The organism is Marinobacter azerbaijanicus (genome assembly GCF_030250645.1).
GTDB lineage: Bacteria > Pseudomonadota > Gammaproteobacteria > Pseudomonadales > Oleiphilaceae > Marinobacter > Marinobacter azerbaijanicus.
In genome coordinates this window covers 508,013-532,382 of the sequence record NZ_JASSVS010000002.1, presented here as the reverse complement: position 1 = coordinate 532,382, position 24,370 = coordinate 508,013, and the positions used below count along the sequence as shown (strand labels likewise).

The following is a 24,370-nucleotide window of genomic DNA, read 5'->3' as shown; positions in this document are numbered from 1 at the left end:
CCTGCAGTTTCATCGAATGCGGCAGATGATACGCCAATCGCTGTTTTTTTTCATGACATCAATCGTCGTAAGGAACCCTTGACGCCCTGCACTCTATACGGGACGCTTTGCAGGTTTCATCCAAGAGGTCGATAACCGAATGCATATTCATATCCTGGGAATCTGCGGCACCTTCATGGGCAGCCTGGCCGTATTGGCCAGAGAGCTTGGGCACACCGTGACCGGTTCCGATCAGGGGGTGTATCCACCCATGAGCACCCAGCTTGAAGCCCAGGGTATAGGCCTGATGGACGGCTACCATGCTGATAACCTCAAGCCGGCGCCAGACCTGGTGCTGATTGGTAACGCCATGTCCAGGGGCAATCCGGAGGTGGAAGCGGTCCTGAACCAGAACATCGACTACATGTCCGGCCCCGAATGGCTGGCGAGGGAAGTGCTGCGCCATCGCTGGGTACTGGCGGTTGCAGGTACCCATGGTAAAACCACCACAACAGCCATGCTGCTGTGGATTCTGGAACAGGCAGGTTTTGAGGCCGGCTACCTGGTGGGCGGGGTGCCTAACGACTTTCCGGTTTCTGCCCGGCTGGGTAACAGTGACTTCTTCGTGATCGAGGCGGATGAATACGACAGCGCTTTCTTCGACAAGCGCTCCAAGTTTGTTCACTATCGGCCTCATACCCTGATTCTCAACAACCTGGAGTTCGATCACGCCGATATCTTCGACAACGTGGAAGCCATCGAGCGCCAGTTCCACCACCTGGTCAGAACAGTACCCTCCCGTGGACTGATCGTGCGTCCGGCGCTGGATGCACATCTTGACAGGGCGCTTGAGCTGGGCTGCTGGACCGGTATTCAGGCCACCTCGATTGGCAGTGAAGTGCCCTACATGGCGGACTGGCGGGCGGAGTTGCTGGCTGAGGATGGCAGCCGCTTCATGGTGGTTCACCATGAACAGCCCGTCGCCACGGTTAAATGGTCACAGACCGGGCTGCACAACGTACGCAATGCTCTGGCGGCCATTGCCGCAGCACGCCACGTAGGGGTAACGCCGGACCATGCCGTGGCGGCGCTGTGCCGGTTCTCCGGCGTCAAACGGCGGATGGAGCTGCTGGCGGACGTTGGTGGTGTGCACGTATATGATGATTTTGCCCATCACCCCACGGCCATCACTACCACGCTTGAGGGTTTGCGCAACAAGGTGGGGGAGGAGACTATCCTTGCCCTGATCGAGCCCCGTTCCAACACCATGCAGCAGGGGGTGCACCAGCAGACCCTGCTACCCAGCGCGGCTGCGGCGGACCGGGTGATCTGGGCCAACCTCAACCAGATGGACTGGCTGCCCGAACTGATTGAGGGCTACAGAGCCACGGCGGAATTCCCGGACCGACACAGTGTGGAGTCCACGGTGGACGCGTTGATCGACCGGGTTCTGGAACAGGTATCCGGCCCCTGCCATATTGTCATCATGAGTAATGGCGGATTTGGTGGTATTCATCAGAAGCTGATTGCCGAATTGGAACGTAAAACCGGCTGACAGAGCGTTTGCCTCCTAACCGATCAGGGAACATCAGCATGACAGCAGCATCAGACACGCAGCGGGTGATCAACCTGGCTTTCACCGGAGCTTCCGGGGCACAGTACGGCCTTCGCCTGCTGGAGTGCCTGGTGGCCGCGGACTGCCGGGTGCATGTGATGATCAGCAAGGCCGCCCAGGTGGTGATTGCCACGGAAACGGATCTGAAGCTGCCGGGCAGCACGCCGGCCATGCAGGAAAAACTGACCAGTTATGCCGGAGCCCGGCCGGGGCAGGTGCTGGTGTTTGGCCGGGAAGACTGGTTTTCCCCGCCGGCGTCCGGTTCGGGTGAAAAGGCACCTCTGGTTATCTGCCCCTGTAGTACCGGAACCCTGTCCGCACTGGCTACCGGTGCCAGCAATAACCTCATCGAGCGTGCCGGCGATGTGGCGCTCAAAGAGCGTCGGCAACTGATCCTGGTGCCGCGGGAAGCGCCTTATTCCGAGGTGCACCTGGAAAACATGCTGCGGCTGACCCGCATGGGGGCAGTCATCATGCCGGCCAGCCCCGGGTTCTATCACCAGCCTCAATCGGTCGGGGATCTGGTGGACTTTATCGTCGCCCGTCTGCTGGACCACCTGGGCCTGCCTCAGGATCTGATGCCGCGCTGGGGTGAGAAACGGCTCAGGTCCAGGCAGCCCGACTGACTGCCGGCGATGGTTTTGGCCAGCCCGATTGATGTTTTTCATCATTGAGCGAAAACGCCGCTCCCCCGAGACTTGGTGAACGACAACCACAAGACAGTCATTCACCGAGGTTCACCATGATTCCACGCACACTCTTCGATGCCGACCTTGAAGGCTTTCGGGATTCCGTTCGCAAGTTCCTGCAGCAGGAAGCGGCGCCCTACCACGAACAATGGGAGAAGGACGGCCAGGTCAGCCGGGAACTCTGGACCAAGGCCGGCGAGCTCGGCTTCCTGTGCCCCACCATGCCGGAAGAGTATGGCGGCGTAGGAGCGGATTTCCGCTACAGCGCCGTCATCATGGAAGAAGTCTCCAGGGCGGGCCTTTCCGGTATCGGCTGGACCCTGCATTCCGATATCGTTGCCCCTTATATACTCAATTACGGTTCCGAAGAGCAAAAGCAGTATTACCTGCCGAAACTGGTTTCTGGTGAAATGATTGGCGCTATCGCCATGACCGAGCCCGGTGCCGGTTCTGATCTCCAGGGCGTGAAAACCACGGCGGTGAAGAACGAGGCGGGCGATCACTATGTGCTCAATGGTTCGAAAACCTTCATCACCAATGGGCAGATGGCGGACCTGGTAATCGTGGTGGCCAAGACCGACCCCAAGGAAGGCGCCAAGGGCACCAGCCTGCTGCTGGTGGAAAGTGCGTGGGAAGGTTTTGAGAAAGGGCAGAACCTGAACAAGGTGGGTATGAAGGCCCAGGACACCTCCGAACTCTTCTTCCAGGATGTCCAGGTGCCGGCGGACAAACTGCTGGGCTCCATGGAGGGGCAGGGCTTCTTCCAGTTGATGGCGGAATTGCCGGCAGAGCGCCTCCAGGTCGGACTGACCGCTGTTGCCGCTGCTGAGGCTGCCTGGCAGTGGACACTGGACTACGTAAAAGAGCGTAAGGCGTTTGGCAAGCCGGTGATCGCATTCCAGAACACACGCTTCAAGATGGCGGAAATGAAAGCCGAGATCACCGCGGCACGTGTCTTCTGTGACCGTTGCCTTGAGCTGCATCTGGAGAAGAAGCTGGATATTCCGACCGCGGCTATGCTGAAGCAGCTGACAACTGACCTGCAATGCAAAGTCATGGACGAATGCGTTCAGCTTCACGGCGGTTACGGCTACATGTGGGAATACCCCATCGCCCGGGCCTGGGCAGATTCCCGGGTCCAGCGTATCTACGCTGGTACCAATGAAATCATGAAGGAGATTGTCGCCCGCTCGTTCTGAGGAGGGTTGAGAATTCTGATCACAAGGGTGGTTGGCTTCGGGTAATCACCCCGGTGGTTTATCCTGCCCTTGTGGTTTAGCATGGCCTCCATAATTCGGCAATATTCTTCCGGATCAGGAGACGCTCTGATGGGAAATCGCTTGTCACGGGAAGCCAACGCTGAAGTGACCACCCTCGAACAGCTCGCACGTCTGGCAGACTATTCGTTTATGGATAATCTGAACTTCGATCCGGATTCAGACCCAGATGGCATCGACCATAAGCCGCGACAGGTCTTTACCGGTCACTATGTCCCGGTCAGGCCAACACCCATCGAAGCCCCCGAATACGTTGCCCACAGCAAAGAATTTTTCAGCGAATTGGGATTCGCTGACAGCCTGGCAGAATCGCCCGATTTTATGCGGATGTTCTCCGGTGACCTTTCATCTGTTCCGAAGCCGATGCGCAAGGTTGGTTGGGCCTGTGGGTATGCGCTTTCTATCTACGGCACCGAGTACACCCAGCAGTGTCCTTTTCAGACCGGTAACGGTTATGGTGACGGTCGTGCAATTTCGGTGCTTGAAGCCGTTATCAGGGGGCGACGCTGGGAAATGCAGTTGAAGGGGGGAGGGCGGACTCCATACTGCCGCGGTGCTGATGGTCGTGCCGTTCTCAGGTCAAGCGTCCGTGAGTTCCTGGCACAGGAGCACATGCATGCGCTAGGAGTGCCGACGTCCCGCTCTCTGACCCTGTATGTCTCAAAAACCGAGAAGGTGACGCGCCCGTGGTATTCGGAAGGCTCGCACTTGCGGGACCCGGACCGACTTGTTTCGGAGCCGGTGGCAATCTCTACGCGGGTTGCGCCGTCATTCATCCGGGTCGGCCAGTTGGAACTGTTCAGTCGTCGCGCCCGGAAGAACGAACATCCCGGAGCCATGGAGGAACTTGAGCAGCTCGTACTGCACCTGATTGATCGCGAGTACAGTGACGTTATCGATCAGAGCCTCGACACTGCCACAAAAGTCGTGATGCTTGCACGGGAGTTCCGCGCCCGTCTTGCCTCCCTCGTTGCCAGCTGGATTCGCGTGGGCTACTGCCAGGGCAACTTCAACAGCGACAACTGCGCCGCAGGTGGCTTCACACTGGATTACGGTCCCTTCGGGTTCTGCGAAGTGTTTGACCCACAATACCAACCGTGGACGGGTGGAGGCCATCACTTCTCGTTCCTGAACCAGCCTGTGGCAGCAGAACGCAATTTTGATATGTTCTGTTCGGCCCTGCGGCCGCTGCTTGCTACCCATCAGCGCGAGCTGGCGCAACTCGAAGAGATTCAGGTAGGTTTCTCGAAGGTAATGCAATCGGAAATGGAAAAGATGTGGGCCGCGAAACTGGGGCTCGACGCCTTTGATGCCGGACTATTCAGTGAGCTCATGGCGCTGATGACGAAAATGCCTGTTGATTACACCCTCTTCTTCCGCGAGCTCTCGGCGGTACCCGATGATATTGGGCCGCTCAAAAAGAGCTTTTACAGGCGGCCGGGTGGCATGGAATCGGCCGCCTCACAAGGGCTGGAAAAGCGCTGGTCGGAATGGCTCGCCCGGTGGCAATCTCTGGTGAGCGCTGGCGGGAATAAAAGCAGTTCCCGTTCGCGTGAGGAACTTGCCCGGCAGATGAGGCTCGTCAATCCAAAGTACAGTCTGCGCGAATGGTTAGTCGTACCAGCCTATCGGCAAGCGGAGCAGGGTAACTATGCGCCACTGCGGGAGCTGCAGGATGTTATGACGCAGCCATACGCCGAGCAATCGGGAGAGGTGGAAAACAGATACAGCCGACTGAAACCGCCGGAGTTGTTCAACGTTGGCGGTGTTTCATATTACAGCTGCTCGTCATAACCGGGCCGGTTACCAAACTTTACAAATTGCCAAACCTATCAAGGTTCCCGCCCGAAACATCCCCTACAGTAGCGGCACGACCTCTGACAAGGATAATGGTTGCCGCGATGAAACGCCTGCTCCCCATTTCAATAACCCTGCTTATAACCGCCCTGGCCGGATGCGGCGAGGAGTCCGACGAGCCTCCGGTTGACGGCCGGGACTTTGACGCTCAGGGCTTCAGTGAACCGGCGCCCTACACCGGCAGGGTCATTGATGGTTACCTGCACAACGCGCGGGTATGGCTGGATATGGATGGGGACAGCCAGTACACGCCGGGGCCAATGACTATCAAGAACCAGTACGGCACGGAAATTACCCTGCCCAATGGCGAGCCCACCGCCATGTCCGGCGAAGACGGCAGATTCTCCCTCGATATCTCCGAGCTGGTGCAGGATCCGTCGGTGTCACCGGACATAGATCCCCGGGAGTATCCCCTTTTTGCGGTGACCCTGCCGGGGCAGACTCTGGAGCAGACCCGCATGGGGGATGTGCCGCTGAAAGACGCCTACATGCTCAGCGCACCTCCGGGCGTTCGTAATGTCACGCCCCTCAGCACGCTGGTGCGCCTGCGTCGGGAGATCGGCGTGCGGGATCTGACGGCCACCACCACTGAATTGGCGGACGCGCTGGGTAACGTGAATCTGGTTAGTGATTATGTGAAATCCGGAGATCACCGGGCCCATGCCTATGCCCGTGCGTTTGCCCGTTTCATGGCGAGTCAGTTCCCGGAGACATCCGCCAGGCTCTTGCGCAATGGCGACGGTCGCGAGCGTTTCATGAGCGAGGAGGGAATATTCCTTCTTGGTGTCTCGTTCGTTCGTCATGCGCTGGACGTGGTGAAGGTGGTCGACGAAGCGGCCTCCCAGGGTAGCTATGAAAACATTGATGTAGACGAGCTGGTGCTGCCCGAGGTACGGATTGAACTGGGGGACCCCGTTATCCTTGAGCGCCAGACGGTTTTTGCGCGAGGTGAGGGTGACGAGCTGCCGGCTTCCATGTCGAACCTCAGTGTGTCTGCGGAGCTGGTGTTTGATTACTCCGAGGACGGCCGGGTAGAGTCCATTACCGCCCACGGCTGCATGATGCCCTCGTTAAGGGAAATGGCCAGGCTGATCAATGCACAGGGTAAAATTGCGGATACTGGCACTCAATGGATGCCGGGTATCTCCCTGTCACAGCAGAGCGCAATCTTCTATGAGGATGAAGGCCCGGACGAGCGGCTGATATTTGACTGGGAGAACCGCCGGGCGACTTTTGAGACGACAACCACTTGCCATCCGGGCCTTGCGGCCTCGTCATCATTGGGTGGCACGGCGGCGATCAGTTACAAATGGGATATGGTGGATGCAAAGGTCCAGTCCTTGACTGCGACATCCATGTCAGGCGACAGGAAAGAGGTGCTGGAGCCTGATTATCTAACAGTGTCGCTTCCTAGTGATGATTCACCTGTAGCGTTTCTAGGGTTCTCACGCTTGGTTGACGGAGTGGAAAAGGAAATCGTCACGCTTTCCAGTAGCGTAGAATCGTGCGAGCCGGATGATGCGGAGTTCTCACTGGCGGTTACTGACCGGCAGCCGTTTACCGTCGCTGGAAGCATGCCACAACCAGACGGATTTTCTTCGTTGGCGATAGAGTTTGATACTCGATATGGTCATCCTCGGCCGCTACGATTCGGCTTCCTGGACGAGAACATGGCTTCCACACCGGGCGTCAACAGCACGGAGGGATTCGACTGGGCATTCTATTACCCTTCCGAAGTATCTACTGAATTCGTTGACGACCAGCCCAACCTCATCGCTACTGCCTATCTGAACCGATACGGCGGCAGCAGGGCCTGTGGGCGGGAATTCGAGAGAGAGCCTTCGGCGGCCTATGCTCGTGTGAGCTATAGCTACCAGCGTCTTTCTGAGTACCTGACGGGGCTGGTGGAGTAGGTGGCCAGGCTGTAGGCTCCTCGGATAGTTAGCCGGGGAGTCAGCGTGCTGCTGCGACATGTGCTTATATGGGTAATTTGATCTTGCCACTTCCTGGGGGAGGAAGTGGTGCCGAGGAGAGGACTTGAACCTCCACGGGGTTGCCCCCACTAGCACCTGAAGCTAGCGTGTCTACCAATTTCACCACCTCGGCAGGTGATTTGCAGCTTTTCCGGTGGGTATTCAACAGCTTTACTTCGTTGAAATTCCGGTGTTTCTGCTTCGGTGACAGGCAATGCCGTCAACCGATGGCGCGTACTTTAATCATTCGGAAAAAGGCTGTCAAATATTTTTTCTTGGCTGATGCTGGTTTTTGGGCCTATTTTAAGTGGGCGGTTAGGCAGGTGGCCGCTGGCGGCGTTATACTCTCAAGCAAATGCAAAATAACGACTGATTTCCATGTGGGAAATCAGAATTAGGGATACGAATGGTTTCCAGAAAAAAGACAGATAATGACCCACACGCCCAGCGTGAGGCGAGCAAGTACGACAACCCGATCCAGAGCCGGGAGTTCATCCTGGAGCATCTGAAAGAAAGGGGTGCACCGGCCACGCACGAAACCTTGTGCGAAGAGTTGGGGCAGCAGTCCGAGGAGGGTATTGAAGCCCTTCGCCGCAGGCTGATTGCCATGTGTCGTGATGGGCAGTTGATCTGCAATCGCCGTGGTGCCTATCTGCCCATTGAAGAGGCTGACCTGGTGACAGGCCGTGTAACCGGGCACAAGGACGGGTTCGGGTTCCTGATTCCGGATGATGGTGGTTCGGATCTGTTCCTGACGGCTCGTCAGATGCGGCAGGTGTTTCACGGTGATCGGGTTGCGGCCCGGGTAGACCGGGTAGACGACCGGGGGCGCCGCGAGGGCGTTATTGTTGAGGTGCTGGAATATCGCACCCATCAGACTGTCGGCCGTCTGTTCCAGGAAAGCGGCATTTCCTTTGTGGTCCCGGAGAATGCCCGTATTAACCACGAAGTGCTGATTCCCGCCGAACACATTAATGAAGCCCGGCATGGCCAGTACGTGGTGGTGGATATCCTTCGTCAGCCCACGGTGCGCACCCAGCCCACAGGCAAGATAGTGGAAGTGCTTGGCGAGCACATGGCGCCGGGCATGGAAATAGATGTGGCCATCCGCTCTTACGATATTCCCCATAGCTGGCCGCCAGCGGTGGGTGAGCAGGCGGCAGAGATCCCCGAAGAGGTCACTGAGAAGGACAAGCAGAACCGGGTGGATATCCGCAATCTGCGCCTGGTGACCATCGATGATGAAACCGCACGGGACTTTGACGACGCCATCTATTGCGAGCCGCGTCCTCGTGGTGGTTACCGCCTGCTGGTAGCGATTGCAGATGTGTCACACTACGTGCGCCCGGGAACTCCGCTGGATGAAGAGGCGATAAACCGCGGCAACTCCGTGTATTTCCCGGATCACGTGGTACCCATGCTCCCGGAGAAGCTGTCCAATGGCCTGTGCTCACTGAACCCGGGAGTGGACCGCCTATGTATGGTAGCGGACATGACCGTCAGTGCCGCCGGTGCGATCAGTGGCTATACCTTCTACCAGGCAGTGATGCACAGCCACGCGCGGCTGACCTACAACAAGGTCAGCGATATGCTGGAACGGCCGGATTCGGAGCCAGGCTACAGGTTGTCGGAGCAGTACGCTCATGTGTTGCCGCACCTGCACAATCTTTACAACCTTTACAAGTTGCTGCGCAAGGCTCGAACCGAGCGGGGCGCCATAGATTTTGAAACCACAGAAACGAAGGTGGTGTTCGATGCGAATCGCAAGATCGAGGAAATTGTCCCGGTCCAGCGCAACGACGCCCACAAGATTGTCGAGGAATGCATGCTGGCTGCCAACGTGGCAACCGCACGTTTTCTCAAAAAGCACAAGGTGCCTTCCCTGTATCGTGTGCACGACGGTCCCTCGGAAGAGCGGCTTAATGCAGTGCGGCTGTTCCTGAGCGAGCTGGGCCTGCAGCTGGGTGGAGGCGACAAACCAACCTCGGCGGATTATCAGGAGCTGCTGTCCAGTATTTCAGACCGCTCCGATGCCAACGTGATCCAGACCGTAATGCTGCGCTCTCTGAGTCAGGCCGTTTACAGTCCGGAGGAAGGCGGCCACTTCGGTCTTGGTTTCTCCAGCTATGCCCACTTTACTTCGCCGATTCGTCGCTACCCGGACCTGATCGTGCATCGCGGGATCAAGTCGGTGGTTCACGGTGAAGAAAACAGTAAGGACGTGGTTGCTCCTCCAAAGCCTGACCCGGACCTTGCGGATTATCCTTACGATACAGCCCGGATGCATCAACTTGGCGAGCACTGTTCGATGACCGAGCGGCGTGCAGATGACGCCACCCGCGATGTCATGGCGTGGCTCAAGTGTGAGTATCTGAAGGATCACGTCGGCGAGGAATACAACGGTGTGATTGCCGCCGTTGTGCCATTCGGCTTCTTCGTGGAACTGTCAGGAGTCTACATCGAAGGCCTTGTGCACGTATCCACGCTCAGTGGTGACTACTTCCATCACGATTCTGCCAAGCATCGCCTGATTGGTGAGCGTACCGCCATGAGCTTTCGCCTCGGGGACGATGTCCGGGTGAAGGTGGTGCGTGTAGGCATGGAAGACCGCAAGATCGACCTTGAACTGGTGAGCGAACCCCAACATCGCCAGGCGGACCGCGATGCTCTGGAAATCACCAAGCGTGAACCAAGGGATAAAAGTAAGGGTCGTGGCAAAGGGGGCAAAGGCTCTGCAGGTCGTTCCCCCGGCGGTGATCGAGGCAAGGGTGGTCGTGACAAAGGCGGGGATGCCGTCGCAAAGCCGCGCCGGCGGAAAGGTTCCGCGCCACAGACCGGTGGCAAATCAGCAAAGCCTGAGCAGGTAGCACCGACCTACGAAGATGATGGCGAGTTGTCAGCCCGCGACAAGCTGGTGGCAGAGGCCGCCAAGCTGGCGTTGGGCAAAGGCAAAGGCAAAGGCAAGAAGCCTGCTGGCAAAACCGACGGCGCTGACAAGAAACGCAAATCCCGCAAGTCAGGAAAATAAGCTGTGGCTGAAGAGTTCATTTTTGGCTGGCATGCGGTTGAAGCCGTTCTCAAGCGCGAACCGGAGCGCCTGCAGCAGGTGTGGATCCAGACCGGCCGGGAAGACCGGCGGGTCAAAACCGTTACCGATGCTCTGAATGAGATCGGAGTACGCTGGAGTGTGGTGCACCGTAAGGAGCTGGATCAGCGGGTCTCCGGGGTCCACCAGGGCGTGGTGGCAGCGGTGTCCGAGAGTCGTGAATGGAGTGAGGATGACCTGCTGGCCATGCTGTCCGGCTCCGACCGACCGCCGTTCCTGCTTATTCTGGATGGTGTCACTGACCCCCACAATCTCGGCGCCTGCCTGCGTACTGCGGATGCAGTCGGCGTGCAGGCCGTGGTGGTGCCGAAAGACAAGTCGGCCTCGCTTTCCCCAACTGTCCGCAAGGTGGCCTGTGGGGCTGCCGAAACGGTTCCGCTGGTGCGCGTGACCAACCTTGCGAGATTCATGCGAACCATCAAGGACGATGGCGTCTGGCTTATCGGTACTGCCGGTGAGGCAGACAGTACTTTGTATCAGGCCGATTTCACCGGCCCTGTAGCGCTGGTTATGGGGGCCGAAGGCAAAGGCATGCGCAGGCTGACACGCGAACATTGCGACCTGTTGATCAATATCCCCATGCTTGGGCACGTGGACAGCCTGAACGTTTCTGTGGCCACCGGGGTGTGCCTCTACGAGGCTTTGCGCCAGCGGCTTGCATAGTACCCGCCACACGCCTAGAATACCTGACCCCCTTTTCAGGGGGCGGTGTTGTATTGCCTGAAATAGGGGCAGTTCGCATCAAGAAGCCGGCAGCTCTGTCTGCCACCTCCTTGCTTCTTGCATTTGCCTGATCTTTTTCTGTGCGTTTGCTGGAGGCTGTTCAAACCGTAGGGAGAACTCATGCGTCACTACGAAATCGTATTTATGGTACACCCGGATCAGAGCGAGCAAGTGCCCGCGATGATCGAGCGTTATACCGGCGTCATCAATGAAGATGGCGGCAAGGTACATCGCCTGGAAGATTGGGGCCGTCGTCATCTGGCATACCCGATCAACAAGATTCACAAGGCTCACTACGTTCTGATGAATGTTGAATGTTCACAGGCAGCGATGGACGAGCTGACTCACAACTTCCGTTTCAACGATGCCATCATCCGCGACATGATCCTGCGCCGCGATGGTGCCGATACGGACCTGTCCCCGATGAAAGCTTCCGAGTCCCGTGAAGACCGTCGTGGCGGCGATGATCGTCCGCGTCGTTCAGCCGAATCTGACGAACCACGTCAGCGTGCTGAAACCCAGGACGAAGAAGAGTAAAACCATCACCGGAGTTGAGGAGTTAAGTTATGGCTCGTTTTTTCAGACGTCGTAAGTTCTGCCGCTTCACGGCAGAAGGTGTTAAAGAGATCGATTACAAGGATCTGGACACCCTGAAAGGTTACATTACTGAAACCGGCAAGATCGTGCCCAGCCGTATCACCGGCACCAAGGCACGCTATCAGCGTCAGCTGGCTACCGCTATCAAGCGTGCCCGCTACCTGGCACTGCTGCCGTATTCGGACAGTCACGATAACTAAGTAACAGAATAGACAGGACCCGGGACCATGCGTGCACTGGCACAGTTTGTAATGCGCGGTCCTCTGCAGGCAGGCGGGGTGGCAGCAGTTACGACTGCGATACCCCTGTTGTTCTGGATTGGTGCAGCGGTTGTTGGCCTGGTCATTCTCAGGCTGGGTATCAGCCAGGGGCTGAATATCGGTCTCTGGGCATTGCTTCCGGCACTCGGCTGGAGCTGGTTCGGGCAGGACCCGACAGCACTGGTAGCGCTGCTTCAGGTAATGCTGATGGCATCAATACTGAGAACAACCCTGTCGTGGGAGAAAGCGCTGCTGGCAGGCAGTTTCCTGGGTATTGTGACAGGCATGATGTTGCCTCTGCTGTATCCGGATCTGTTGAACGATCTGGTGCAGACAGGAGTAAGATTTTACGAAGAGTACAACGCCGAAGTGGCCAATAGTCTTGGCGACAGGCTGGAAACAGTCATTCGGCAGACCATGAATGCGAGCATGGCCGGCACTTACCTGGTAATCGGTGTGTGTGTGACCATGTTGGCAAGATCCTGGCAGGCCGGGCTATATAATCCCGGCGGATTCCGGGCCGAGTTTCACTCGCTCCGGCTGTCACCGGCAATCGCGGTTATCTGTGTGATTACCATGGTGGCAGGGCCCGTTCTTGGGCTGAATTCCATGCTGCTGGGCTGGGCCGGAGGGTTGCCGCTGTTTGTGGCGGGGCTGGCCCTGGTTCATGGCCTTGTTGGTCGTAAAAATCTGAGTGGCCAGTGGCTGGTGCTGTTCTACATGGCACTGGTGCTGCTTGGCCCGAGCCTGATGATTCTGTTAGTAGTTCTGGCTTTTGTGGATAGCTGGCTGGATATCCGGAGACGAATCAAGCCCTCCGGCCCGGCTGAATAAAGCGCGAAGAGGTTAACGAGATGGAAGTTATTCTGCTCGAAAAAGTAGCAAACCTTGGTTCACTGGGTGACAAGGTCAAGGTAAAGGCCGGGTACGGTCGTAATTTTCTGCTGCCCTATGGCAAGGCTGTTCCGGCAACTGCCGACAACCTGAAGGCGTTCGAAGAGCGTCGTGCAGAGCTGGAAAAGGCCGCAGCCGAGAAGCTGGCTGAAGCCCAGGCTCGTGCCGAAGCTCTGGAAGGCGCCTCTGTCACCATCACCTCCAAGGCTGGTGAAGAAGGCAAGCTGTTCGGTTCTATCGGTGTGCGCGACATTGCTGATGCAATTACCGCTGCCGGCACCGACGTAGAGAAAAGTGAAGTTCGTCTGCCAGAAGGTCCACTCCGTGTGGTTGGCGAGTACGAGATCGAGCTTCAGCTGCACTCCGACGTAACCGCTACAATTAACCTGGCCGTTGTTGCCGAGTGAATTGACGGTTAGGTGGTAACACCGGAGGTTTTCCGGTGGCAGCCATACAGGCCCGGAATCCGCACATGTGGATTCCGGGCCTGTTGCTTTCTGGTGTATGATTTGCGCTTACTGTTGCTCTCCCATCGCATCGACAATCCCCGTAAACTGTCACGGATGTGATGCCCAGATGAAGACGTTTCCATGGCCAATCCGAATTTCAAACCGGTAAACAGCGACCCTGAAACCAGCCGAATCAAGGTTCCGCCTCATTCCGTCGAGGCCGAGCAGGCAGTTCTTGGCGGCCTGATGCTGGACAACCGCCGATTTGATGAGATCTCGGAGATCATCTCCGCGGTCGATTTTTACCGCCAGGATCATCGCCTGATCTTCGGCGCTGCCGAGCGCCTTGCCGGCGAGAGCGAACCGCTGGATGTGGTCACGCTGACCGAGTTTCTTGAGCGGGCTGGCGATATCGAAGATGCCGGCGGTCTCTCCTACCTGGCAGAACTGGCGGAGAAAACTCCAGGCGCAGCCAATATCCGTGCCTATGCGGAAATCGTGCGTGAACGTTCGATCCTGCGTCAGTTGGTGCAGGTATCCGGCCAGATATCCGATTCCGCGTTCAATCCCCAGGGGCGTAACAGCAATGAGATCCTGGACGAGGCCGAGCGTAACGTCTTCCAGATTGCCGAATCACGGGTGAAAGAGGGCTCTGGCCCACAGACCATTAACCCGATTCTTACCAAGGCTCTCAGCCGTATTGAGGAGCTGTTCGAATCCGGTGAGACAACGACAGGCCTGACCACCGGGTTCAAGGATCTGGATGAGTGGACGTCGGGTATGCAGCCGGCGGACCTGCTGATCGTGGCCGGTCGTCCTTCCATGGGTAAGACCACCTTTGCCATGAACATCGTCGAGAACGCTTTGATCAGCACCAGTACGCCGATTCTGGTATTCAGCATGGAGATGCCGGCGGATGCGCTGGTTATGCGTATGCTGTCCTCCCTGGGAAGGATCGACCAGAGCCGTATTCGCAGTGGCAAGCTGGAAGAGGACGATTGGCCGAGGCTGACGTCGGCCGTCAGCCTGCTGAAGGACAAGCCGCTCTATATTGATGACACGCCGGGGCTGAGTCCCACGGAGATGCGTTCACGGGCCCGCCGTATCGCCCGTGAAAATGACGGCCAGCTGGGCCTGATTATGGTGGATTATCTGCAGCTGATGCGGGTGCCTGGTAACACCGAAGGCCGCACCGCCGAGATTTCCGAAATCTCCCGCTCCCTGAAGGGGATCGCCAAGGAGCTCAGCTGTCCGGTGGTGGCGCTCTCGCAGCTTAACCGTAGCCTGGAGCAACGGCCCAACAAGCGTCCGGTGAACTCGGACCTGCGGGAATCGGGCGCCATCGAGCAGGATGCGGATGTGATCATGTTCGTGTACCGCGACGAGGTCTACAACGAAGACACTTCCGACAAGGGCATTGCTGAAATCATCATCGGCAAACAGCGGAATGGCCCTATTGGTACCGTGCGTCTCGCCTTTATCGGTAAATACACCAAATTCGAAGACCTCGCACATGGCGATTATGGTGGGGATTATTGATGCCACGGAAGACCATCGCCCATATTGATACCAGCGCACTTCGCCACAATTATCGCCTTGCCTGCAGGTTGGCCAGTCCGGCCCGGGCCATGGCCGTTATCAAGGCTGACGGCTATGGTCACGGTATTCGTGAGGTCGCACGGGCGCTGGCGGATGAGGCGCCGAAATTTGCCGTTGCCTGTATCGAGGAAGCGCTGGCCATCCGGGAAGCGGGTTTTGAGCATCCGGTGGTGTTATTGCAGGGTATGCACAGCAAAGAGGATGTCGCCACCTGTGCACGTAAAGGTTTTGAGGCAGTGGTTCACAGCGACTACCAGCTTGACTGGCTGGAGCAGGCATCGGAAGTGCCGGCACTCTGGCTCAAGGTCAATACCGGCATGAACCGGCTGGGTTTTGCGCCAGCCGTGCTGAACGAGGTAATGGGCCGGCTCGAAAACCATGCCTTGGCGCAGAAAATGGTGGGTTTTGTAACTCACTTTGCCTGTGCGGACGATGCCACAAGCGGCTTTACGGACCAACAGACGCGGCTGTTTGCCGAGTCTGTGGTTGCCTGGCCCCTGTTGGCAAAGAGCGCAGGCAACTCTGCGGCTCACTTTCTGCCCGCACAGCCACTATTTGACTGGAGTCGCCCCGGCATCATGCTGTATGGCGCTTCCCCAATGCTTGAGAAGACGGGGCCAGAGCTCGGGCTGAAACCGGTGATGACGCTGGAAGCCCCGTTGACAGCCGTGCGTACACTCAAGGCGGGGGAGTCGGTGGGCTATGGTTGCAGCTGGTTAGCGGAACGGGAAACCCGGATGGGAATCGTCGCCATCGGGTACGGTGACGGCTACCCGCGCCATGCCGGCACGGACACGCCAGCCTGGGTGGCTGGCAACCGAATCCGCCTGATCGGTCGTGTGTCCATGGATATGCTGGCAGTGGACCTGACAAACGCTCCAGAGGCCCGGCCCGGTGACCCCGTGGAGCTCTGGGGCCAGCACGTGAGCGTGGATGAGGTGGCACGGCACGCTGGTACCATTGCCTATGAGCTGCTGACCGGCATCACAGTTCGGGTACCAAGGTTGTATCTGGAGAACGGCCTCACAGGATAAACTTCACGAAACCGCTTCGGGCTCGTGGATGATTTCCTCGATGAAGTCGAGAATGGCGGCCAGGCTGCGGTCATCAAGTTTTTTCAACACCTTGTGGACCACCATCTTGCTGCCTTTGAGCATGCTGCTGATGCCCATTCTGGCCATACCCATCATCATGCTGCTTGCATTCAGCCGGCGCAGGGGTTCCAGGAAAAAAAAGTCCAGGCCGCTGTCGGTCATGTCGACGATCAGTTCGAACAGCTTGTCGATAGCTTCCTTGTCTGCCTTGCCCCGTTCGCGGAGTTCCTCAACGGTATACAGGGCGCGGGTGCGCAGTTCGTCCGGGATGGGGGCAACGATATGGCTCTGTTGTTTCAGCATATGGGATCCTGTTGTTGTATGCTCGTCAGGTCTGCTCAGTTCTACGATGTGTATTCTATGTTCAGATAAGCACGTTCCATTGGCTTGAACGGTATCAGGTGCTCGTCATATCAGTGATATCCAGGGTAGGCGTTCCAAACACGGGCCTGAACAATTACAGTGTTGATAACGATACACATCAGCATACAGACTATATGGCACGGGTACTGTTAACCCGTTGCAAAGACAGAAACCGGAGGCGGTGAGCGCTCGTGCACGTTCTTGTTGTTCATGATTATGGCCCGTTGGGGCGGGTATTGCTGGAGCGCCTGAGGAATACGCCGCTCCACGTCAGCCCGTTGCTGATCAGTGAGCTGGAAACGGCGGACCTGACGGCGCTGGAAGGGTGGATTCCCGACGATACCGACCTGATCGTGAACGCACTGTGGCTGGCCGACCCGGAAATGGCGGAGAAGAACCCGGAAGCAGCCCACAAGGCTTCCTTCTCTTTGCCCGTGGCGCTGGCTGAGCACGCCTGCGAGCGGGGTATTGCCTTGTTGCAATTATCCTCCTGTTACGTGTTCGACGGTCGCAAGCAGAGTGCCTACATTGCTTCTAACCCGGGCCAGCCGTGCAACGAACTGGGCAACTGGCAGTGGGAATGCGAGCAGGCCCTGAGAACCCTTTTGCCCCGGCATATCATCCTTCGAACAGGCTGGAGCCTGGGGCGTTTTATCCGAAAAGTACAGTCGGTGGCGGCCGGTTCCGACGTCATCAAGCTGCCGGGTAAATGCCATGGCCAGCCAGTGACTGTCAGCGATCTCGCGCGGGTGGTTACCGCGATTGTCCTGCAGATCGATTGCGGTGCCGAGGTATGGGGAACCTACCAGTACGCGGGTGCCGAAGATATTTCGCTCTATGAGCTCGGCCTGGCCATAACCGGTTTGAGCGGTATTCCCGGAGGAATCCGGGTGGTGGATGAAATGCCGGCCTGGGCGGCACTTGAGCCTGCCAATGCCACGATGATCTGCACCAAGATTCGCAATACCTTTGGTGTCAAACAGCTGCCATGGCGCTCCGGGCTGGCTGAGGAGCTGGAATTGCTTTCGTGGAACGGGGACAAAGAGCTGACCGACGAACCGGCTGGCTGATTGCCGCCTGCTCGTCGGTCAGAGTGAGCCTCGCTGTCAGGCGTTCTGGCGTGCGAATTCCCGGGTAACTGTTTGCAGGGCCTCAACATCAAGAAGCTCTACTTCCCGCCCTCGGGCGCTGATAATTCCCTGATTCTGGAAGCGGGTAAATACCCGGCTGACGGTTTCCACAGCCAGCCCCAGGAAATTGGCAATGTCGTTTCTGGCCATTGGCAGGCTGAAGTTGGTACCGGACATGCGGCGGCGCTGGAACCGGCTGGACAGGGATAGCAGCAATGCGGCAATCCGTTCCTCCGCCGTATTCTTGCTCAGCAGCATGGCCAGCTGATGGCTACCCTGAATTTCCTGGCTCATGAGGTGGTACATATGATGTTGGAGGTCCGGCAGCTTGCCGGTGAGCTCTTCCAGCTTGTCAATTGGAAACTCGCAGACACTGGTGCGCTCCAGAGCCTTGGCGGTACAGGCGTAGTTTTTACTGCCCATGCTGTCGAGACCCACCAGTTCGCCAGGCATGAAGAACCCGGTTACCTGTTCCTCACCATTCTCACTGATGATGGAGGTCTTGATGGCGCCGCTCTTCACCGCAAAGCACGAGCGGAACGGTGTGCTCTGGTCAAAGATATGCTCGCCACGGTTAAAAATCCGACCTTGCTGGACAATATCCTCCAGGCGATCAAGTTCGTTTTCTTCAATCGCCAACGGTAGACACAGATTGCTGAGACTGCACTGGTGACAGGATGCTTTGAGGGGGGAAACCTGGCGAAGTCTGATTGGTTGAGCCATGGTAGATGAGCCATCCGCTATTGATTCATATCAAGACCGTACTCTATTACGAACCGCGGCCCTTGCCAATGACTAATGCCATTGACAAGCGTGCGCAGGCGTCGTAAAGGCGCCCCTTCCCCTTAAAGGACCAGGAGCAACGGGAGTTGCTGCCGGTGGAACCGGCACAGAGGCTTCTCAGACCTTTTCAAACACCAGCGAGGCGTTGGTGCCCCCGAAGCCAAAACTGTTGGACATCACCGTATTGAGCTCAGCCGATTTGGAATCAGGCCCAACAACGGGCATGCCGGCAATGGTCTCATCCAGGTTGGTCAGGTTTTTGGTGCCTGCGATAAACCCGTTCTGCAGCATGATCAGTGAATAGATGGCTTCCTGGACGCCGGAGGCACCCAGCGAGTGTCCTGTGAGCGACTTGGTGGAGGAAATCTGCGGTATCCTGTCGCCAAATACGTTCCGCACAGCTTTCATCTCCGCCACGTCACCCACCGGCGTGCTGGTGCCATGGGCGTTGATGTAGTCCACCGGCGCCTTTACCGTAGAAAGTGCCTGCTGCATGCATCGTGAGGCCCCTTCCCCGGAGGGAGCCACCATGTCATAGCCATCCGAGGTGGCGCCGTAGCCGGTCAGCTCGGCAATGATGGGCGCGCCGCGCTTGAGAGCGTGTTCCAGTTCTTCCACCACGACCATGCCGCCACCACCGGCAATCACAAAGCCGTCCCTGCCGCTGTCGAAGGGTCTGGAGGCGGTTTCCGGCGCATCGTTGTATTTCGTGGAAAGAGCACCCATGGCGTCAAACAGCATGGTCAGGCTCCAGTCTTCTTCCTCGCCGCCACCGGCGAACACAATGTCCTGCTTGCCAGACTGGATCTGTTCCGCGGCGTGGCCGATACAGTGGGCACTGGTGGCACAGGCGGAGGACATGGAGTAGTTCACGCCGCGAATCCGGAACGCTGTGGCCAGGCATGCCGATACGGTACTGGTCATGATCCGGGGCACCATGTAGGGCCCGATACGCTTCACGCCTTTTTCGCGCATGATGTCCACAGCTTCCACCTGGCTGGCACTGGAAGCCCCGCCGGAGCCGGCAATCAGGCCGGTGCGGTCATTGGAGATCATGTCGTCTGTCAGCTTTGAGAAAGCGATGGCCTGTTCCATAGCAAGGAAGCTGTACATCGCGGACTGGCCCATGAAGCGCCGGACCTTGCGATCAATGACCGAGGTATCCACGTCAATCGAACCTGCAATCTGGCTGCGGAAGCCCAGGTCCCGATAGGTCTCTTTGAACCGGATACCGGATTTGCCTGCCTTGAGGCTTTCCAGCACCGCTTCAGTGGAGTTGCCCAGGCAGGAAACGATGCCCATGCCGGTGATTACAACCCGTCTCATACCTTCCTCCTTAATAAGGCCCGCACCGAAAACCGGACGGGTCCTTTTTTATCTCTGGCTATAATCACAGTCTAGGCGCTTTGGCGCCCGAGCGATATTTGACCTTGGTACATGGCGGTATGAAACCAGAAGTGGGAACTCATGGTGGACTGTTTTTTGCGTTCTGCCGTTCGGCTTCCTCTTTCATTTCTCGCTCCACCATTTCGGGTGTTTCCAGAGAGATACGCCCGAGCTTTCCGGAACGGAATTCATTGAGCAGTATTTCCGACACCTTGTGCAGATCCGGGACGCCACCACGACCGAGAAAACGTCGTTTCAGGGCAATGCCATCCATAAGGGCCAGCCCGTCCTGTGGCCGCTCCTCGAAGCCGTAGCGTGCCATCACCAGCTCCGGATAGGCCTCCAGCAGATAATCCGCCTCGAACATGGCCACATCCTCAAACTCGATCACGGCACTACGGATGGCGCCGCTAATGGCCAGACGATAGCCGCATGCCTCGGGTGACAGCTTGGGCCAGAGAAAGCCTGGAGTGTCGTAGAGCAGAACGTTGTCCGGCAATTTAATAGTCTGCTGTGCCCGTGTCACGGCAGGTTCGTTGCCGGTTTTGGCCGCCGGCCGGCCCGCGATGGTGTTGATCAGCGTGGATTTACCAACATTGGGTATGCCGAGGATCATCACCCGAAGAGCACGTTTCTGACGGTCGTGGCCCGGTGTCATCTCACCCACCAGGCGAAGAATATCCAGTGCTTCTGCACGCTGGTTGTGGGTCATGGTGATGGCCCGCACGCCACGCTCCTTCTCCAGCCAGGCAAGCCATCGCTCGGTGATCTCGGGATCAGCAAGATCCCGTTTGTTGAGCACTTTGATTACCGGGGTATCGCCTCGCAGGGCGGGAACCAGTGGATTTTCACTGCTGAACGGAAGGCGTGCATCCACAACCTCGATAATGAGGTCCATCTGGGGCATTACCTTTTTGATCTCCTTGCGGGCCTTGTGCATATGCCCTGGAAACCAGTTAATGGCCATGTTTGATACTCCGGAAATGGCTGAACGGCGCCATTATGGACGCTAATGACTAAATTTTCACATTTCTCTGAACCCGCCCGTGACGGGAGCTGAAGCTTGCGCCAATGGCAAGTGTGTACAAAAAGAGGGCGGTTCGGGGTGAAATTGGCGGTTGTTTTGTTTTAGGGTGTAGAACTTGAAAACGCGATGTGACTCAAATAATCGAATTTGGAGAAATCTATGAAGCTTGTGAAACTGTTCGGAATCGCCCTGATTGCACTTGGGCTGTCTTCTCCGGCGATGGCCCAGCAGTCTGGCGGGCAACCGGACCAGGTTGACCAGCTGGCGCAGATGGTCGGCCTGAGCGATGACCAACAGAAGGAAATTCGTGGCATCATTGAAGACATGCAGTCTGAGATTAAGGAGCTCCAGAGCGAAGCCCAGCAACTGCAACAGGAAATTCAGGCCCAGATAAAGCCGGATTACGATGAAGACACGATTCGTGAAAAAGCCGAGGAGCTTGGTGATGTCACTGGTGAGATGACTGCCATGTCTACCCTGATGCAGGCGAAGGTTGATGCCGTGTTTACTGAAGCGCAGCGTGAAGAACTGAACAAGCGTATGCAGCAGATGCAGCAGCAGATGCAACAACAGCGTCAGATGCAGCAGCAACAGCAGGGCATGCAGTAAGCGCCGGTAGCTCTTTGCCACTCTCCGGGCTAGGGCCCGGAGCCTGAAGAACCGCCAAGGCATATGGCCCTGGCGGTTTTTTTACTTTGTAGCCTGCAATTTTGTGCGTGGCCATTGCGCGGCGGGGCTTTCAGAAACACGCCCGTGAATACGTCCCTGTAGGGCTCGGTCGCGCCATCCCTGGCGCTCCACGGTTTCTGAAAGCCCCGCCGCGCAACGGCATCTGAACGTTGTGAATACCGCTTTCAGTGTGCGATATCACGGGTTTTTGCAGGAGCGCCGGTGCCCTCCCTTCCCGGAATGTCTTCGGCCAGGGAGGGCCGAAGTCAAGCGCACATGGATGTGCTCGTAGCGTTTCCGGGAAGGGAGGGCACTGGTGCGACTACCCCCAATCCCAGAAGGCTAGGAGAACAAAACTCCAAAGCTCACCCCGGAACACTGAACGGCTTAATAAGCACGATAAGCCGGGGCAATAAGGTAAGAGCACCAACCAGCGCCATAAACATGGCAAAGCCGGTGAACAACCCGAAGTAGATGGTCGGGATAAAGTTCGACAGCACGAGAATCGAAAACCCGGTAATGATCGTCAGCGAGGTAAAGAACATCGCCTGCCCGATACTGCGGTGGCAACGGTGCATGGTGGCGATGTAGTCGCCGTCCTTTTCGAACTCCGTCTTGAAGCGGTGGATGTAGTGGATGGTATCGTCCACCGCAATCCCCACCGTAATCGCCGCCACCGTAATCGTCATCATATCCAGAGGAATTCCCAGCCAGCCCATCAGGCCCAGTACCGAGCCCGCCGCGATCAGGTTCGGCGCCATGCCAATCAGCGCCAGCGTTACCGACCGGAACAGAATCAGGAACATGATCATGATGGCCAGGAACACCACGCCCAACGTCTTGATCTGTGAATCAAACAAACTCTGCAGCATGTTGTTGTACATCACCGTCATGCCGGTGAGCTTTACCTGATCGTCCTCAAAGCCCATTTCCCCGGTCAGATGATTGCGTATGCGATCCAGAAGCTCCTGTCGGCGCAGGTCCGGGGATGTTTCGAGGATGCGAATGCCGAAGCGGGCCTGATCGTGTTCCTCGCTGATATAGGGGGTTAACAGAATGTCCTGCAGGTCCTCCGGCACGGCCGAGGGCACAAACGCCAGTTCCAGGGCGTCCAGGGGTTCACCACCGTTGACCTGGGCCAGTACGTCGAGTGTTGTACTGATGGAAAGTACCTTGCCGGTTTCCGGCAGACTGTCCAGGTAGTTGTGAACCTTCTCCAGGCGGTTCATCTTCTGATAGGTAAACCAGGTGTCGCGGTACTCTTCCGCTGGATCACAGTCCTCTACAAATGGATCGCAGTCACTGGCGAAGGGGTCGCCTTCGCCGTCGCTTTCAGGTGGCTTGTCGTCGGTGACCACCACATCCAGCGGTGTGGTGCCCCCCAGCCGGTCGTCAATGGTGACCATGCCCTGGTGGATCTCGGTGCTGGACTTGAAGTAGTCGATAAAGCTGTTCTCCACGCTCAGGCGGCTGACGCCGATTACACAGAGTACGGCGATGATGGCGGAGCCCAGTAGCACCGTTTTGCCGTAGTTCTCGGTAAAACGTGCAAACAGATCGGTAAACGGTATCCGGTCCGAGCGGACCCGTTCATCCACCGGCGGCGGCAGTAGCGAGAGAAGGGCCGGAAAAACTATAAAGGTGATCAGGAAGGCCACGGCCAGGCCGATGGTCATCATCCAGCCGAAATCAATGACCGGGCGTATGCCGGAGAAAGTGAGCGAGCCGAATGCGACAATGGTGGTGATCGCCATATAGAAGCAGGGCTTGATCATCGCCAGGAGTGTATTGCGCAGGGTCTCTCTCGGTGCTGCATCCGGAGCGTCGTGCTGGAACTCCCGGTAGCGCACGATCAGGTGGATGGTCAGCGACAGTGTCATGATCAGCAGTAGCGACACAAAATTTGAGGAAATGACAGTCACCGGCCAGCGTGCCCAGCTCAGGTAACCGATCACCAGCCAGACGGTAAAGCTGCAACACAACAAGGGTATGAGTACCCAGCGCCACTGGCGGAAGATGATTGCCAGAGTCACCAGCAGGAACACCAGAACACCGATACCGAAGGTAGACAGGTCATTCTTGATGAAGCGGATCATGTCGGCGACGATCATCGGTACGCCGCCCAGGTGTATCTCGGCGCGGTTCCGGTAGCTGTCGAGAATGGCCCGGACATTGTCGATGGTTCGGTCGCGTACCTCGCCCTGGGATTCGGTAAACTCGATGAATTCGCGGCTCACGGCTTCCAGTCGTTGCTGCTCCTGTGCCGAGGCTTTCCCGCTATCGACTTTGTCTCGGAGTTCGTTGCGCTCGTGAAGGAGTTCGAAGTATCGCTCCGGGGTGGGCAGGTTGACCTGTATGGCGGTAGTGCGACCATCTTTGCTGATCAGCAGGTTGGGGTAGAGTGGGTTGTTTAACAGTGCCTGCCTGGCGGTCTTCGGATCAACATCGTCCCCGTCAATCGTCTTGATCTCGGAGTCCACGGTATCCAGGGTCAGGTCGGGACTATGGAGGAGGGGGACGTTCAGAATGCTGTTGGTGGAGCTGACGTTCTCCAGTGCTGCCAGCTCATCCCGTAGCGATTCCAGCACGGTCAGACCTTCCTGGCTGAACAGTTCCTCGTGTGGTGTAAACGTGACGATGAGAAAGTCGTCAGAGGTGATGAAGCGGCGGTTTACCTCCCGATATTGTTCCAGTGAACGATCGTCTTCAAGAACCAGGGACTCTGCAGAGGCGTCCAGACGGAACTGATCCAGGCGAAGGCTGGCTATGACCAGCAACAAACCGAACAACAGGAGAATCACGACTGGGCGGGGGAAAATCAGTCGGTCATAAAACAATCGGAGCCAAGACATCTGAAACTGCACCCTTCTCAATGAAAACGAGTGCAGAGTTTGCCACAA

20 protein-coding genes and 1 tRNA gene are annotated in these 24,370 nt (G+C 57.4%); 15 read left to right on the top strand and 6 right to left on the bottom strand.

Annotated elements, in window-relative coordinates; translation table 11 throughout:
- Positions 1-139: 139 nt before the first annotated feature.
- The 5 genes from mpl to QPM17_RS05925 all read left to right on the top strand — a co-directional run bounded on the left by mpl (position 140) and on the right by QPM17_RS05925 (position 7,330).
- Positions 140-1,534, top strand: a complete 1,395-nt coding sequence (gene mpl, locus QPM17_RS05945) for a UDP-N-acetylmuramate:L-alanyl-gamma-D-glutamyl-meso-diaminopimelate ligase (protein ID WP_285389617.1) — start codon at positions 140-142, stop codon at positions 1,532-1,534.
- A gap of 38 nt (positions 1,535-1,572) precedes the next feature.
- Positions 1,573-2,220, top strand: coding sequence for a flavin prenyltransferase UbiX (locus tag QPM17_RS05940; protein ID WP_285389614.1), 648 nt, complete (start codon positions 1,573-1,575; stop codon positions 2,218-2,220).
- A gap of 116 nt (positions 2,221-2,336) precedes the next feature.
- The gene (locus QPM17_RS05935) at positions 2,337-3,482 is read left to right on the top strand and encodes an acyl-CoA dehydrogenase family protein (protein ID WP_285389611.1); all 1,146 of its coding nucleotides are present in this window, start codon (positions 2,337-2,339) and stop codon (positions 3,480-3,482) included.
- Positions 3,483-3,611: 129 nt separating this feature from the next.
- Positions 3,612-5,354, top strand: a complete 1,743-nt coding sequence (locus QPM17_RS05930; RefSeq protein ID WP_285389609.1) for a protein adenylyltransferase SelO — start codon at positions 3,612-3,614, stop codon at positions 5,352-5,354.
- A 107-nt stretch (positions 5,355-5,461) separates the two neighbouring features.
- Positions 5,462-7,330, top strand: a complete 1,869-nt coding sequence (locus QPM17_RS05925) for a hypothetical protein (protein WP_285389607.1) — start codon at positions 5,462-5,464, stop codon at positions 7,328-7,330.
- Positions 7,331-7,436: 106 nt separating this feature from the next.
- Here QPM17_RS05925 and QPM17_RS05920 read toward each other — a convergent pair.
- Positions 7,437-7,523 (bottom strand) — tRNA-Leu (locus tag QPM17_RS05920).
- A gap of 273 nt (positions 7,524-7,796) precedes the next feature.
- Between QPM17_RS05920 and rnr the strand changes: the two genes are divergently transcribed.
- From rnr to alr, 8 genes are all read left to right on the top strand, one after another.
- Positions 7,797-10,418, top strand: a complete 2,622-nt coding sequence (gene rnr, locus QPM17_RS05915) for a ribonuclease R (RefSeq protein WP_285389606.1) — start codon at positions 7,797-7,799, stop codon at positions 10,416-10,418.
- A gap of 3 nt (positions 10,419-10,421) precedes the next feature.
- Complete coding sequence (rlmB, locus tag QPM17_RS05910; protein ID WP_285389604.1) at positions 10,422-11,159, top strand: 23S rRNA (guanosine(2251)-2'-O)-methyltransferase RlmB; 738 nt, start codon at positions 10,422-10,424, stop codon at positions 11,157-11,159.
- Between the two features lie 180 nt (positions 11,160-11,339).
- On the top strand, positions 11,340-11,756 hold the full coding sequence (gene rpsF, locus QPM17_RS05905; protein ID WP_285389602.1) for a 30S ribosomal protein S6: 417 nt from the start codon (positions 11,340-11,342) through the stop codon (positions 11,754-11,756).
- Positions 11,757-11,785: 29 nt separating this feature from the next.
- Complete coding sequence (rpsR, locus tag QPM17_RS05900; protein ID WP_007154918.1) at positions 11,786-12,016, top strand: 30S ribosomal protein S18; 231 nt, start codon at positions 11,786-11,788, stop codon at positions 12,014-12,016.
- Between the two features lie 27 nt (positions 12,017-12,043).
- Entirely contained in the window at positions 12,044-12,910 is an 867-nt protein-coding gene (locus tag QPM17_RS05895; RefSeq protein ID WP_285389599.1) for a hypothetical protein, read from the top strand.
- 20 nt (positions 12,911-12,930) lie between these two features.
- Positions 12,931-13,377: a 50S ribosomal protein L9 gene (rplI, locus tag QPM17_RS05890; RefSeq protein WP_285389597.1), complete on the top strand. Its 447-nt coding sequence runs from the start codon at positions 12,931-12,933 to the stop codon at positions 13,375-13,377.
- Positions 13,378-13,560: 183 nt separating this feature from the next.
- Positions 13,561-14,958: a replicative DNA helicase gene (dnaB, locus tag QPM17_RS05885; protein WP_285389594.1), complete on the top strand. Its 1,398-nt coding sequence runs from the start codon at positions 13,561-13,563 to the stop codon at positions 14,956-14,958.
- Positions 14,958-16,052, top strand: coding sequence for an alanine racemase (gene alr / locus QPM17_RS05880; RefSeq protein WP_285389593.1), 1,095 nt, complete (start codon positions 14,958-14,960; stop codon positions 16,050-16,052). Before dnaB ends, alr begins: the two co-directional genes overlap by 1 nt.
- A 3-nt stretch (positions 16,053-16,055) precedes the next feature.
- On the opposite strand, the gene QPM17_RS05875 is transcribed toward alr, so the two are convergent.
- A complete protein-coding gene (locus QPM17_RS05875; protein ID WP_285389591.1) occupies positions 16,056-16,415 on the bottom strand; it encodes a hypothetical protein in 360 nt (119 codons plus the stop codon).
- Positions 16,416-16,666: 251 nt separating this feature from the next.
- On the opposite strand from QPM17_RS05875, the gene QPM17_RS05870 reads away from it, so the two are divergent.
- The gene (locus QPM17_RS05870) at positions 16,667-17,545 is read left to right on the top strand and encodes a sugar nucleotide-binding protein (protein ID WP_285389589.1); all 879 of its coding nucleotides are present in this window, start codon (positions 16,667-16,669) and stop codon (positions 17,543-17,545) included.
- Between the two features lie 36 nt (positions 17,546-17,581).
- On the opposite strand, the gene fnr is transcribed toward QPM17_RS05870, so the two are convergent.
- From fnr to ylqF, 3 genes are all read right to left on the bottom strand, one after another.
- Positions 17,582-18,328 (bottom strand): fumarate/nitrate reduction transcriptional regulator Fnr, encoded by a 747-nt coding sequence (gene fnr / locus QPM17_RS05865; RefSeq protein WP_285389586.1) that lies wholly within the window; start codon positions 18,326-18,328, stop codon positions 17,582-17,584.
- A 177-nt stretch (positions 18,329-18,505) separates the two neighbouring features.
- On the bottom strand, positions 18,506-19,714 hold the full coding sequence (fabB, locus tag QPM17_RS05860) for a beta-ketoacyl-ACP synthase I (protein WP_285389585.1): 1,209 nt from the start codon (positions 19,712-19,714) through the stop codon (positions 18,506-18,508).
- Between the two features lie 139 nt (positions 19,715-19,853).
- A complete protein-coding gene (gene ylqF / locus QPM17_RS05855; protein WP_285389583.1) occupies positions 19,854-20,741 on the bottom strand; it encodes a ribosome biogenesis GTPase YlqF in 888 nt (295 codons plus the stop codon).
- Positions 20,742-20,960: 219 nt separating this feature from the next.
- Between ylqF and QPM17_RS05850 the strand changes: the two genes are divergently transcribed.
- The gene (locus QPM17_RS05850; RefSeq protein WP_285389581.1) at positions 20,961-21,410 is read left to right on the top strand and encodes a Spy/CpxP family protein refolding chaperone; all 450 of its coding nucleotides are present in this window, start codon (positions 20,961-20,963) and stop codon (positions 21,408-21,410) included.
- Positions 21,411-21,835: 425 nt separating this feature from the next.
- On the opposite strand, the gene QPM17_RS05845 is transcribed toward QPM17_RS05850, so the two are convergent.
- A complete protein-coding gene (locus tag QPM17_RS05845) occupies positions 21,836-24,322 on the bottom strand; it encodes an efflux RND transporter permease subunit (protein WP_285389580.1) in 2,487 nt (828 codons plus the stop codon).
- Positions 24,323-24,370 lie beyond the last annotated feature (48 nt).